This is a genomic window from Streptomyces sp. CB01201, from assembly GCF_002803085.1.
Classification (GTDB): domain Bacteria; phylum Actinomycetota; class Actinomycetes; order Streptomycetales; family Streptomycetaceae; genus Streptomyces; species Streptomyces hundungensis.
In genome coordinates, this window is the sequence record NZ_NNBJ01000007.1 from 278,869 (window position 1) to 291,328 (window position 12,460).

Genomic DNA, 12,460 nt, shown 5'->3' on the forward strand with positions numbered 1-12,460 from the left:
GATGGGATCGGAGTCTCCCGATCCCTAGGCTAGCGGCGCCATCGATCCTACGATGGACCTAATCCAAGTCAAGAAGTACACCAAACTCGTATCCCTTCGCGGCCCTGGAAGTGCCGGAGACGCCGGAAGCGCCGCAGGCTCAGGAAGGTCAGGAGGCTCCGGAATCCCCCGCGGGGCCGGGGGGAATCTCGTAGGGATCCGGGGGAACTCCTTGACTGTTGACCGATCCACAGTCCCGATCCACAGTCCTAATCCACAGCCCTGTGGCCCGATGACTCCATCCACCCCGCAACCCCATCCACTCCTGAACTGAACCGCGGACAGGTGAACCGATATGAGTGACCTGCTCGAACGGCTGCGAGGGCGCGGCTGGCGGATGACCTCCCAGCGGCGCGTCGTCGCGGAGGTCCTGGCCGGCGACCATGTGCACCTGACCGCCGACGAGGTGCACGGCCGTGCGGCCCAGCGGCTGCCCGAGATCTCCCGGGCGACCGTCTACAACACCCTCGGTGAACTGGTCTCCCTCGGGGAGGTCCTGGAGGTCTCCACCGACGGCCGGGCCAAGCGCTACGACCCCAACGCCCACCACCCCCACCAGCACCTGGTCTGCTCCCACTGCGGCACCATCCGCGACGTCCACCCCGTCGGCGACCCGCTGGACGACCTCCCGGACGGGGAACGCTTCGGCTTCACGCTCGCCCGGGCGGACGTCACCTACCGCGGACTGTGCCCGGCCTGCGCGCAGGACGTGTCCCCCGGCCGGGTCCCGTCCGGAAATGAGTCGTAGCCGACACCCCGCGAGCCGTGTCGAAGTTGGGCTGAACGGGTGAGCGGCGTCATCATGGCCGGATGCAGATACAGCACGTGGGCGAGGTGGTCCGGTGAGCAGGTACGACGTCACCGACGAACAGTGGGAGGGGCTCGCCCAGGTCGTGCCGCTGCGCGGCCGCAACGAATGGCCGTCCAGAGCGGATCACACCACGATCCCCGGCGATTACGCGACCGTCGAACAGCGGCGCTTCATCGTCCTGCGCGTACAGATCTTCGCGGACGCCCGTGAAGTGGCCGAATACCTCATCGCCCAGATCCCGGTCCTGCTCGACCTGACCGGGGCCGACCCCGAAGTCGCCAAGCGGATACTCGACTTCAGCACCGGTGTCGTCTTCGGCCTCGGCAGTGGAATGCACCGAGTCGACCGCAATGTCTTCCTGCTCGCCCCGGCCGGCACCGAAGTGGAAGGCATCGCCGCCGCAGCCGTCCCGCATCCCTGACCGCCCCGGCCCGCCCAGGACCGTCCCGCAGCGCCGCGCCGTCCCTCATTCGTAGGAAGGTCAACGAGGCGGAACGGTTCGTCAGTTTTCGGGCTGCGTACGGTCCCGGTCATGACCCTCGCGACCACCAACAGTGACCGAACCGGCCGCCCCGATCGACCCACCGTCACCGAATTACGGCTCTCCGCGTTCCGGACCCACCGCGGCGCGGCCATCCCGCTCGGCCCGCTCACGCTGATCACCGGGCCCAGCGGCAGCGGCAAGTCCAGTGTCCTGGAAGCGTTCGAGGCCCTCGCGAGACTCGGCTCCGGCGCGGCCCTCGGCCAGATCTTCCGCGACCCCGCCGGCTGCGTACCCGAACGCGCCGAGGCCGACGCGCAGGGCCGGCGCGGATTCCGGATCGGTTGCACGGTCGACGGGCCGGCCGGACCCGTACGTCTCGACCTCGCCGTGCAGGCCGAACCGGAACTCCGTGTCGTCGGCGAACGTTTGACGAGCGAAGGGCAGACCCTGCTCAGCACCGCACTGCGCGATCCGGGCCGCTCCACCGTCCAGGCGGCCTGGCACACCGCGGGCGCGGTCCCGGTCACGCGCGCCCCGCTGCCCGACGACCGGCTGGGCACCGCGCTGCTGCCGTTGCGCGTCGCGGGCAAGACCGAAGGGCAGCGACGCGTCCTGGCCGCCGCCGAACAGGTCGTCGTGGCCCTGCGCTCGGTGTTCCCCTGCGACCCCCAGCCGCAGCGGATGCGGGCCCCCGTCGTGCCCGGCCAGGGCGAGGGAGGCGGCCGGCTGCGGCGCGGCTGCGACAACCTCGCCGAAATCCTGCGCCGCACCCGCACCGAATGCGGTATCCGGCACGGCCGCCTCGTCGCCGCGGCCCGGGCCGGCTGCGTCGGCCCCGTCACCGGCCTCACCACCGAAGAACTCACCGACGGCACGCTGCGCGCCGTCCTCGCCCGCGGCGCCGCCCGGCACGGCACCCCCGTGGACCGGCTCGGCGAGGGCGAACTGCGCTACCTCGCCCTCGCGCTCGTGCTGCTCACCGGACCGGGCGTCCTCGCCGTCGACACCGTCGCCGAAGTACCGCCCGCCATGCAGACCCTGACCGTCGTCGCCGACGGCCTCGACCGCGCGCTCGACCCGCGTCAGAGCCGCGAACTGATCGCGCTGGCCGCCGAGATGTGTGCCCGCGGCCACATCCGGCTGCTCGCGGCCGTGGGCGACGGCGTGAGCGCCCCGAAGACCGACGGCACGACGGTGGTAGACCTGGGGCCGTGAACCAGGAACTCGACGTACCGGCCCTGCAACGCAGACTCGCGGCCTTCGCCGCCGCCCGCGACTGGCAGCCTTACCACAACCCCAAGAACCTCGCCGCGGCCCTCAGCGTCGAGGCCTCCGAACTGCTCGAAATCTTCCAGTGGCTGACCCCGGAGCAGTCCGCCGGGGTGATGGCCGACCCGGACACGGCCCACCGCGTCACCGACGAGGTGGCCGACGTCCTCGCCTACCTGCTCCAGCTGTGCGAGGTGCTCGGCATCGACGCCCTCGCCGCCCTCTCCGCCAAGATCGACCGCAATGAACTCCGGTTCCCCGCAACGAAATCGCCCACGACGCCGAACGGCTCTGCGAACAACTCGCCGACGGATACGGAGAGTCACCCTTCCGAGTGACCGAGATACTCACAATCGGCTTGCTGTGCACAGATTTCCGATTTCCTCTGGCTTTCCGGGCCGCTCGCGCTCACGCTAGGTAGTGGACACGAAGCCCGGGTCCGACAGACGAACGGGGAAAGCGGATGGATGCGGTACGGCTCCTGAAAGTCAGCCAACACGCCCTGGCCCAGAGCCGGGCCGTGCTCGACATCGTGGCCGAGGCCTGGCAGGCACAAGCCCTGGCCCAGGCCATCGGCGGCCACCTCGCGGCGACCGGCCCGCCGGAACTGAGGGGTGAGGCCCGCGGCCTCAGCGAGGCCGGCAGCCGGGGCTGTGCCGTCCTCGATCACCCGGGGCTGCGCCGCGACGGCGTGCGCGCTGCCCAGCTCTCCGAAGTGACGGATGCGGCAAGCGCGTTGACCTCTCTGGGGGCCCTGCTCGGGGATGTCGCGATGGCGCTCGTCTCGGTGGCCTGCGCGACGGACGAGGAGGGGCTGTACTGGCAGTGCATAGAGGCCATCGACGCCGCCGACGAATCGAGCGACCGGGTCCGCGGGATGCTGCGGCGGCTCACCTTACGAGACCGGGACAGGCCTGCCGAGGTGCTGCGCGACTCGACCGCGGGGCCACCATGACGCGGGGCGGCTGCGTGCGCTGCCGGGTCGCGCCCGCGGCGGTGGCGAAGGAGCACCGGGCCCCCACCCGAACCCCGCTCAGCCGCCGCCACCCTCCCCGGCCCCCTGATTGCCCGAGGGCCACCCCGGGCCCGGCTCTGCTAGCGACTCTCGCTCTAGCGCTGCTCGGGGTCGACGTTCCGATCCGTCTGCGTCTGGGGCTGCGTCTGCGTCTGAATCTGGGTCTGAATCTGGGTCTGTGCCGGTGCCTGTGCCTGCACCTGCGAAGCCGGTGCCTGCGGGGGAGTCTGTGCGTGTGCCTGGGCCTCCGTCCGCGGCGACTCGGCCGAGTCCTTGTCGGACGAGGCACGGTCGGCGGTGGACTGGAGATCCGCGTCGAGCTGCGTCAGATCGGCGCTCAGCGCGGCCATCAGCTCTTCCATCTGCTGCAACAGCCCCTTCGGCGCACCCTCCCGCCCGGCTGCGGACTGCGGCGTCGACTGCTGCGGCACCGTCTGTTCGGGCACGGCTTCCTGGGACATGGCGGCCTCCTCGGCCCAAGCCCTCCCGCGGGGCGGGCGGGGCGGAGAATCGGTCGACGCACCGGCCAAGGCCGCCGACACGCGGGCCGGGCGGTCCGGCTCCGCCCGAGCCAACGACCGCTCGGCGCCAACGTCACTGGTCAGAGGGGTCGCGACGGTCCATTGCAACGAATATTCACCCGACCGGGCTTTCACGGGGCGGGTGGCGCGGACGGGGTTGACGGCGGTCCGACGGTGCAGGATGGAGGCATGGATCTTCGCATCTTCACCGAGCCCCAGCAGGGCGCCGGCTACGACACCCTCCTCACCGTCGCCAAGGCCACCGAAGACCTCGGCTTCGACGCCTTCTTCCGCTCCGACCACTACCTGCGCATGGGGTCCGCCGACGGGCTCCCGGGCCCGACCGACGCCTGGATCACGTTGGCCGGCCTCGCCCGCGAGACCAAGCGGATCCGCCTCGGCACCCTCATGACGGCCGGCACCTTCCGGCTGCCGGGCGTACTCGCCATCCAGGTCGCCCAGGTCGACCAGATGTCGGGCGGCCGGGTCGAACTCGGCCTGGGCGCAGGGTGGTTCGAGGACGAGCACAAGGCGTACGGCATCCCCTTCCCGAAGGAGAAGTTCGCCAGGCTGGAGGAGCAACTGGCCATCGTCACCGGACTCTGGGCCACCGAGGTGGGCCACACCTTCGACTTCAACGGAACCTACTACCAGCTCAGCGACTCGCCCGCGCTGCCCAAGCCCGCGCAGACCAAGGTGCCCGTCCTGGTCGGCGGACACGGTGCGACCCGAACGCCACGCCTCGCGGCGCAGTACGCGGACGAGTTCAACATCCCGTTCGCCTCCATCGAGGACAGCGAACGGCAGTTCACCAGGGTGCGGGCGGCCGCCGAGGCCGCCGGCCGCCGGGCGGACGACCTCGTGTACTCCAACGCGCTGGTCGTCTGCGTGGGACGGAACGACGCGGAGGTGGCCCGGCGGGCCGCCGTCATCGGACGGGAGGTGGAGGAACTCAAGGCCAACGGACTCGCGGGCTCCCCTGCCGAGGTCGTGGAGAAGATCGGCAAGTACGAGGCGACCGGCTCGTCCCGGATCTACCTCCAACTGCTCGACCTCGACGACCTGGACCAGCTGGAGCTCATCTCCTCCCAGGTGCTGCCCCAGCTGACCAGGGCCTGATCGTGCGACCCGCCCGGACACTCGCGGCGGCCCTCGCGGAGGGGCCGGTCGTCCTGGACGGCGGGCTCTCCAATCAACTGGAGAGCCAGCGCTGCGACTTGAGTGACGAGCTGTGGTCGGCCCGGCTGCTCGCGGACGACCCGCGGCAGATCCAGGCCGCGCACGCGGCCTATGTCCGGGCGGGCGCCCAGGTCCTGACCACGGCCGGCTATCAGGCCACGTTCGAGGGCTTCGCCCGACGAGGACTGAGCCATGGCGCGGCGGCGCGGCTCCTGACGAGGAGTGTCGAACTGGCGCGTGGGGTAGGCCGGTTGGCCGGTGCGGAGACCGGTGCGGAGGCGGAGGCGGCCGTGGAGGCGGGGGTGGGGTGGGGGAGGGGGGAGGGGGGAGGCCCCCCGGCCCCCCAGTTCTGGGTAGCCGCCTCCATCGGCCCCTACGGCGCCTTCCTCGCCGACGGCAGCGAGTACCGGGGGCGGTACGGGCTGAGTGTGCGGGAGTTGGAGCGCTTCCATCGGCCGCGCATCGAGACGCTCGTGGCTGCGGGGCCCGATGTGCTGGCGCTGGAGACGGTGCCGGATGCCGACGAGGCGGAGGCGCTGTTGCGGGTGGTCGACGGGTGCGGGGTGCCGGTGTGGCTCTCGTACAGCATCGAGGGCGGGCGCACCCGGGCCGGGCAGGATCTGGCGGCGGCGTTCGCGATGGTCGCGGGGCTCGATCAGGTCATCGCGGTCGGCGTGAACTGCTGCACCCCCGCCGACGCCGACCGGGCGGTGCCGCTCGCAGCATCGGTCACCGGTAAGCCGGTGGTGGTCTATCCGAACAGTGGCGAGCGGTGGGATGCGGAGGGGCGGCGCTGGGCGGGTGGGTCGACGTTCGACGCGGGGCGTGTGGGGGAGTGGGTGGCGTCGGGTGCGCGGCTCGTCGGAGGGTGCTGCCGGGTGGGGCCTGCGGAGATCGCCCAGTTGGCGGCCCAGGTGCGCGGGGCAGCGGCGTAGAACTGCGCGGTACGGCACCAAGAGCCCGACCGGGTCCCCGGGCCCGACCAGGACCCGGGCTCAGCTCCAACCGTCGCCCGGACCGCACCGGGTCCCCGAACCCCAATCGTTCCCCGAGCTCAACCGGGTCCCCAAGCTCCAACCGTCGCCCGGACCGGACCGGGTCCCCAAGCTCCAACCGTCGCCCGGACCGGACCGGGTCCCCGAACTCCAATCGTTCCCCGAGCTCAACCGGGTCCCCAAGCTCCAACCGTCGCCCGGACCGGACCGGGTCCCCAAGCTCCAACCGTCGCCCGGGCCGCACCGGGTCCCCGAACCCCAATCGTTCCCCGAGCCCAACCGGATCCCCGCTCGGTCGGGCTCGGGGAAAACCGCTGGTGAGGGCGGGGGAAGCCACGTGATACTCGTGGGGTGTTCCTGACAATAACGACCACCGGCACCCCTGAAAGCCCTGCGACCGACCTCGGTTTCCTGCTGCACAAGCATCCCGACAACGCGCAGCGCTTCTCCACCTCCCACGGCACGGCGCACGTCTTCTATCCCGAGGCGACCGTCGAGCGCTGCACTGCCGCGCTGCTCTTGGAGGTGGATCCCGTCGCCCTCGTGCGACGGGGGCAGGGCAAGGGCCGGGGCGGTGCGCCCGACGCGGCGCTCGCGCAGTACGTCAACGACCGCCCGTATGCGGCGTCCTCGCTGATGTCCGTCGCGCTGTCCAGCGTCTTCAAGAGCGCGCTGCGCGGGGTGTGTGCCGCGCTGCCGGAGCGGGCGGCGGCGTCCCTGCCGCTGCGCGTCGAGGTGCCCGCGCTGCCCGCCCGGGGTGGACCGGAACTGGTGCACAAGCTGTTCGGGCCGCTCGGCTGGAGCTCGGTGAGTGCCGAGCCGATCGTGCTTGACGAGCGGTTCCCCGAGTGGGGCGACTCGCGATACGTACGCCTCGTGCTCGAAGGCGAGCTCCGACTGGCCGACGTGCTGCGGCAGTTGTACGTCCTGCTGCCCGTGCTCGACGACGCCAAGCACTACTGGGTCGCGCCGGACGAGGTGGACAAGCTGTTGCGGGCGGGCGAGGGCTGGCTGGCCGAGCACCCCGAGCAGAAGCTGATCACCAGCCGGTATCTGTCGCGCCGTCGGGGCCTGGCCCGTGAGGCGATGGAACGGCTTGAGCTGGTACGGCTCGCGGAGGCGGACGGTCTGGACGTCGAGGAGGTCGACAACGCCGTCGACGAGAGCAGCGACACGGCCGAGAAGCCGGTGCCGCTCGCCGTACAGCGACGGGCCGCGATCGTCGCGGCCCTGGAGGCGGCGGGTGCGAGCCGCGTGCTCGACCTCGGCTGTGGCCAGGGCCAGTTGGTGCAGGAGCTCCTCAAGGACGCGCGCTTCACCGAGATCGTCGGGGTCGACGTCTCCATGCGCGCGCTGACCATCGCCGCACGGCGGCTCCGCGTCGAGCGGATGACGGAGCGTCAGTCGGAGCGGGTGACCTTGTTCCAGGGCTCGTTGGCGTACACGGACAAGCGGCTCAAGGGATACGACGCGGCGGTGCTCAGCGAGGTGATCGAGCACCTGGATCTGCCGAGGCTGCCGGCCCTTGAGTACGCGGTGTTCGGCTCGGCCCGGCCGCGTACCGTGGTCGTGACGACGCCGAACGTCGAGTACAACGTCCGCTGGGAGTCGCTGCCCGCCGGGCATGTTCGCCATGGGGACCACCGGTTCGAGTGGAGCCGCGCCGAGTTCGCGGTGTGGGCGGGTGCGGTGGCCGAACGGCACGGCTACGCAGTCGAGTTCGGGCCTGTCGGGCCGGACGACCCGGAGGTGGGACCGCCCACCCAGATGGCGGTGTTCACCCGGATCGGTGAGGACCGCCAGGAAACCGGCGCCCCCAGCGCGGCGGACCGCACCCCGTCCACGCCACCCGCCCGAACCACCTCACCCGACCCGACCATCCCGACCGCCCCGACCACCCCGACCACCCCGAAGGAGGCGACCGCAGCATGAGCTCCGAGAACAAGAACGAGAACGAGAACGAGACCGGGATCAAGAACCAGACCGGGATCAAGAACGAGAACGAGTCCGAGAGTCAGACTCGGAATCAGATCGGCAGCGCGGCGGTCCAGCCCACCCCGCACTCCCCGCACCCCCCGCGCACCCTCCCCGTCACCGACCTCTCGCTCGTCGTGCTCGTCGGGGCCACGGGTTCGGGCAAGTCGACGTTCGCACGGCGGCACTTCAAGGCGACCGAGGTCATCTCCTCGGACTTCTGCCGGGGGCTCGTCGCGGACGACGAGAACGACCAGGGTGCCTCTCGGGACGCCTTCGACGTGCTCCACTACATCGCGGGCAAGCGGCTGGCGGCGGGCCGGCTCACCGTGGTCGACGCCACGAACGTGCAGCCCGAGAGCCGCAAGCACCTGGTCCGGCTCGCCCGTGAGCACGACGTGCTGCCGATAGCGATCGTCCTGGACCTGCCGGAGGACGTCTGCGCCGAGCGGAACGCGCAGCGTCCCGACCGGGCCGGTATGCCCCGGCATGTGATCGGGCGCCACCGTCGTGAACTGCGGCGCGGCTTGCGCGGGTTGGAGCGCGAGGGCTTCCGCAAGGTGCACGTGCTGCGGAGCGTGGAGGAGGTGGAGCGCGTCGAGATCGCCATCGAGCGGCGCTACAACGACCTCACCCACCTCACCGGCCCCTTCGACATCATCGGTGACATCCATGGCTGCCGGTCCGAACTGGACGCGCTGCTGGCGAAGTTGGGGTACGTCGACGGCGTCCACCCCGAGGGGCGCACCGCGGTGTTCGTGGGGGACCTCGTCGACCGCGGGCCCGACAGCCCGGGGGTGCTGCGCCGGGTGATGCGCATGGTCGCCGCCGGCAACGCGCTGTGCGTGCCGGGGAACCATGAGAACAAGCTCGGGCGTTACCTGAAGGGACGCAACGTCCAGCACACGCACGGTCTCGCGGAGACCGTCGAGCAGTTGGAGAAGGAGGACGAAGGCTTCAGGGAGCAGGTCAGGGAGTTCATCGACGGGCTCGTCAGCCACTATGTGCTCGACGGCGGCAAGCTCGTCGTGTGTCACGCGGGTCTGCCCGAGAAGTATCACGGGCGCACTTCGGGCCGGGTCCGCTCGCACGCGCTGTACGGGGACACGACCGGGGAGACCGACGAGTTCGGCCTGCCGGTGCGCTACCCGTGGGCGGAGGACTACCGCGGACGCGCGGCGGTCGTGTACGGACACACTCCCGTGCCGAACACCTCGTGGATCAACAACACCATCTGTCTGGACACGGGTGCCGTGTTCGGCGGGAAGATGACGGCGTTGCGCTGGCCGGAGCGGGAGCTCGTCGACGTGCCGGCGGAGCGGGTCTGGTACGAGCCGGTCAAGCCGCTGGCGGCCGAGGCGCCCGGCGGGCACGAGGGCCGGCCGCTCGACCTCGCCGATGTGCACGGGCGGCGGGTCGTCGAGACCCGGCTGATGGGCAAGGTCGCGGTGCGCGAGGAGAACGCGGCGGCGGCCCTGGAGGTTATGAGCCGGTTCGCGGTCGACCCGAGGCTGCTCGCCTACCTTCCGCCCACGATGGCGCCGACCGCGGCCTCCGGTGCGGACGGCTATCTGGAGCACCCGGCGGAGGCGTTCGCGCAGTTCGCGAAGGACGGCGTCGCGAAGGTCGTGTGCGAGGAGAAGCACATGGGTTCGCGGGCGGTCGCCCTGGTGTGCCGGGACGCGGACGTGGCGCGGGAGCGGTTCGGGGCGTCCGGCGCGACGGGGGCCCTGCACACCCGCACCGGGCGGCCGTTCTTCGACGACGCCACCGTGACCGAGGAGGTCCTCGGGCGGCTGCGGTCGGCGGTGTCCGCGGCCGGGCTGTGGGACGAACTCGCCACGGACTGGCTGCTGTTGGACGCCGAGCTGATGCCGTGGTCGCTGAAGGCATCGGGCCTTCTGCGCTCGCAGTACGCCGCCGTGGGCGCGTCGTCCGGGGCCGCGCTTCCGGCCGCCCTGCTGGCGCTCGACGCGGCGTCGGGCCGGGGTGTCGAGGTGGCGGGGCTCGCGGAGCGGCAGCGGGAGCGGGCCGCGGACGCGGCGGCGTTCACCGAGGCCTACCGGCGATACTGCTGGACGACCGACGGTCTCGACGGGGTGCGCATCGCGCCGTTCCAGATCCTGGCCGTGCAGGGGCGCAGCCTGGCCGACGTGCCGCACGACGAGCAACTGGCCTGGCTGGACCGGCTGGTGGAGCACGACCCGTCGGGGCTGCTGCAAAGGACCGGGCGCCTCGTCGTCGACACCGGCGACGCGGCATCGGTGCGGGCCGGTGTCGACTGGTGGCTGGAGCTGACCGGCGCGGGCGGCGAGGGCATGGTCGTCAAGCCGCTCCAGGCGCTGGCCCGGGACGGCAAGGGACGGCTCGTGCAGCCCGGGATCAAGGTGCGCGGCCGGGAGTACCTGCGGATCATCTACGGTCCCGAGTACACCCGTCCGGACAACCTGGAGCGGCTGCGGCAGCGCTTCCTCGGGCACAAGCGCTCGCTCGCCCTGCGCGAGTACGCGCTTGGCCTGGAGGCGCTCGCCCGGCTGGCCGACGGGGAGCCGCTGTGGCGGGTGCACGAGGCGGTGTTCGCCGTACTCGCCCTGGAGTCGGAGCCGGTCGACCCCCGGCTCTGAGTCCGACCCGGCTCTGAGTCCGACCCGGCTCTGAGTCCGACCCGGTTCTGAGCCCGACCCGGCTCCGAGCCCGCCCCCGGTCCCGCTCACCCCGCCTGGCCCCGCCCCGGCCCCGCGCCGCACGGCTGCCCGCACGGCAGCCCCGCACGGGCAGCCCGTTTCGGCGGTCCGCCGTGTGGCGCGGCCGCTGTGTTCGCCGGGTGAGGGGGGCCGGAGCGGGACAGGATGGGGACATGGGATTCCATGTCGATTCCGAGACCGGGCGGCTGCGCCGCGTCATACTCCACCGGCCAGATCTGGAGCTGAAGCGGCTCACACCCGGCAACAAGGACGCGTTGCTCTTCGACGACGTGCTGTGGGTGCGCCGGGCCAGACAGGAGCACGACGGCTTCGCGGACGTGCTCCGCGACCGAGGCGTGGAGGTGCACCTCTTCGGTGATCTGCTGCGCGAGTCGCTGGAGATCGCGCAGGCCCGGGCACTCGTGCTCGACCGGGTCTTCGACGAGAAGGAGTACGGGCCGCTCGCCACGGACCATCTGCGGGCGGCCTTCGAGGAGCTGCCCGCCGCCGAGCTGGCGGAGGCGCTGGTCGGCGGGATGACCAAGCGGGAGTTCCTGGAGAGCCATCCGGAGCCGACGTCGGTGCGCTTCCACGCGATGGATCTGGACGACTTCCTGCTCGGCCCGCTGCCCAACCACCTGTTCACCCGGGACACCTCCGCCTGGATCTACGACGGCGTCTCGATCAACGCGATGCGCTGGCCGGCCCGGCAGCGCGAGACCGTGCACTTCGAGGCGATCTACCGCCACCATCCGCTGTTCAAGGGGCCCGGGGCGGGCCCGTTCAACATCTGGTCGCGCGGGCAGAGCGACTATCCCTCGACCATCGAGGGCGGTGACGTCCTGGTGATCGGGAACGGCGCCGTGCTGATCGGGATGAGCGAGCGGACCACCCCGCAGGCCGTGGAGATGCTGGCCCGCGGCCTGTTCGCGGCGGGCTCGGCGAAGACCATCGTGGCGCTGGACATGCCGAAGCGGCGGGCGTTCATGCACCTGGACACGGTGATGACGATGGTCGACGGCGAAACCTTCACCCAGTACGCGGGCCTCGGCATGCTGCGCTCGTACACGATCGAGCCGGGCGCCGGAGAGCAGGAGCTGAAGGTCACCGACCATCCGCCGGAGCACATGCACCGGGCGATCGCGGCGGCCCTCGGCCTCGACCGGATCCGGGTCCTGACCGCGACCCAGGACGTGCACTCGGCGCAGCGCGAGCAGTGGGACGACGGCTGCAACGTCCTCGCCGTGGAGCCGGGCGTGGTGGTGGCGTACGAGCGCAATGTCACGACCAACACGCATCTGCGCAAGGAGGGCATCGAGGTGATCGAGATCCGGGGCAGCGAGCTGGGCCGGGGGAGGGGAGGCCCACGCTGTATGAGCTGTCCCGTCGAACGCGATGCCGTATAGTGATGCGCTCTAACGTATAGACTTCCAGTACTGACTGGACGTCGTCGCCCACCGGACGCCGTCCCCGCCGCCGTCCCCCATCC

At 71.4% G+C, this 12,460-nt stretch carries 11 protein-coding genes; 10 read left to right on the top strand and 1 reads right to left on the bottom strand.

The window, feature by feature from the left end:
* Nucleotides 1-334 precede the first annotated feature (334 nt).
* The 5 genes from CG740_RS17050 (at nt 335) to CG740_RS17070 (ending at nt 3,558) form a co-directional block, all read left to right on the top strand.
* The gene (locus CG740_RS17050) at nt 335-787 is read left to right on the top strand and encodes a Fur family transcriptional regulator (protein WP_100575987.1); all 453 of its coding nucleotides are present in this window, start codon (nt 335-337) and stop codon (nt 785-787) included.
* A 94-nt stretch (nt 788-881) separates the two neighbouring features.
* On the top strand, nt 882-1,271 hold the full coding sequence (locus CG740_RS17055; RefSeq protein ID WP_100575988.1) for a cell division protein SepF: 390 nt from the start codon (nt 882-884) through the stop codon (nt 1,269-1,271).
* A 111-nt stretch (nt 1,272-1,382) separates the two neighbouring features.
* A complete protein-coding gene (locus tag CG740_RS17060; protein ID WP_100575989.1) occupies nt 1,383-2,549 on the top strand; it encodes an AAA family ATPase in 1,167 nt (388 codons plus the stop codon).
* Nucleotides 2,546-2,941 (top strand): nucleotide pyrophosphohydrolase, encoded by a 396-nt coding sequence (locus tag CG740_RS17065; protein WP_100575990.1) that lies wholly within the window; start codon nt 2,546-2,548, stop codon nt 2,939-2,941. Before CG740_RS17060 ends, CG740_RS17065 begins: the two co-directional genes overlap by 4 nt.
* A gap of 125 nt (nt 2,942-3,066) precedes the next feature.
* A complete protein-coding gene (locus CG740_RS17070; protein ID WP_100575991.1) occupies nt 3,067-3,558 on the top strand; it encodes a DUF6099 family protein in 492 nt (163 codons plus the stop codon).
* 155 nt (nt 3,559-3,713) lie between these two features.
* Here CG740_RS17070 and CG740_RS17075 read toward each other — a convergent pair whose 3' ends face one another.
* Nucleotides 3,714-4,079: a hypothetical protein gene (locus CG740_RS17075; RefSeq protein WP_100575992.1), complete on the bottom strand. Its 366-nt coding sequence runs from the start codon at nt 4,077-4,079 to the stop codon at nt 3,714-3,716.
* A 249-nt stretch (nt 4,080-4,328) separates the two neighbouring features.
* Here CG740_RS17075 and CG740_RS17080 point away from each other — a divergent pair, with 249 nt between their 5' ends.
* The 5 genes from CG740_RS17080 (at nt 4,329) to CG740_RS17100 (ending at nt 12,377) form a co-directional block, all read left to right on the top strand.
* Entirely contained in the window at nt 4,329-5,258 is a 930-nt protein-coding gene (locus CG740_RS17080) for an LLM class F420-dependent oxidoreductase (protein ID WP_100575993.1), read from the top strand.
* A gap of 2 nt (nt 5,259-5,260) precedes the next feature.
* A complete protein-coding gene (mmuM, locus tag CG740_RS17085; protein ID WP_100575994.1) occupies nt 5,261-6,253 on the top strand; it encodes a homocysteine S-methyltransferase in 993 nt (330 codons plus the stop codon).
* Between the two features lie 411 nt (nt 6,254-6,664).
* A complete protein-coding gene (locus CG740_RS17090) occupies nt 6,665-8,245 on the top strand; it encodes a 3' terminal RNA ribose 2'-O-methyltransferase Hen1 (protein ID WP_100575995.1) in 1,581 nt (526 codons plus the stop codon).
* Nucleotides 8,242-10,911: a polynucleotide kinase-phosphatase gene (locus CG740_RS17095; protein ID WP_100575996.1), complete on the top strand. Its 2,670-nt coding sequence runs from the start codon at nt 8,242-8,244 to the stop codon at nt 10,909-10,911. Before CG740_RS17090 ends, CG740_RS17095 begins: the two co-directional genes overlap by 4 nt.
* A 233-nt stretch (nt 10,912-11,144) precedes the next feature.
* A complete protein-coding gene (locus CG740_RS17100; RefSeq protein WP_100575997.1) occupies nt 11,145-12,377 on the top strand; it encodes an arginine deiminase in 1,233 nt (410 codons plus the stop codon).
* Nucleotides 12,378-12,460: the final 83 nt, after the last annotated feature.

What these genes read in the sequence shown, in the direction of transcription:
- CG740_RS17060 (WP_100575989.1), top strand. Translation starts at nt 1,383, where the DNA reads ATGACCCTCGCGACCACCAACAGTGACCGAACCGGCCGCCCCGATCGA.
- CG740_RS17075 (WP_100575992.1), bottom strand. Translation starts at nt 4,079, where the DNA reads ATGTCCCAGGAAGCCGTGCCCGAACAGACGGTGCCGCAGCAGTCGACG.
- CG740_RS17050 (WP_100575987.1), top strand. Translation starts at nt 335, where the DNA reads ATGAGTGACCTGCTCGAACGGCTGCGAGGGCGCGGCTGGCGGATGACC.
- CG740_RS17095 (WP_100575996.1), top strand. Translation starts at nt 8,242, where the DNA reads ATGAGCTCCGAGAACAAGAACGAGAACGAGAACGAGACCGGGATCAAG.
- CG740_RS17080 (WP_100575993.1), top strand. Translation starts at nt 4,329, where the DNA reads ATGGATCTTCGCATCTTCACCGAGCCCCAGCAGGGCGCCGGCTACGAC.
- CG740_RS17070 (WP_100575991.1), top strand. Translation starts at nt 3,067, where the DNA reads ATGGATGCGGTACGGCTCCTGAAAGTCAGCCAACACGCCCTGGCCCAG.
- CG740_RS17100 (WP_100575997.1), top strand. Translation starts at nt 11,145, where the DNA reads ATGGGATTCCATGTCGATTCCGAGACCGGGCGGCTGCGCCGCGTCATA.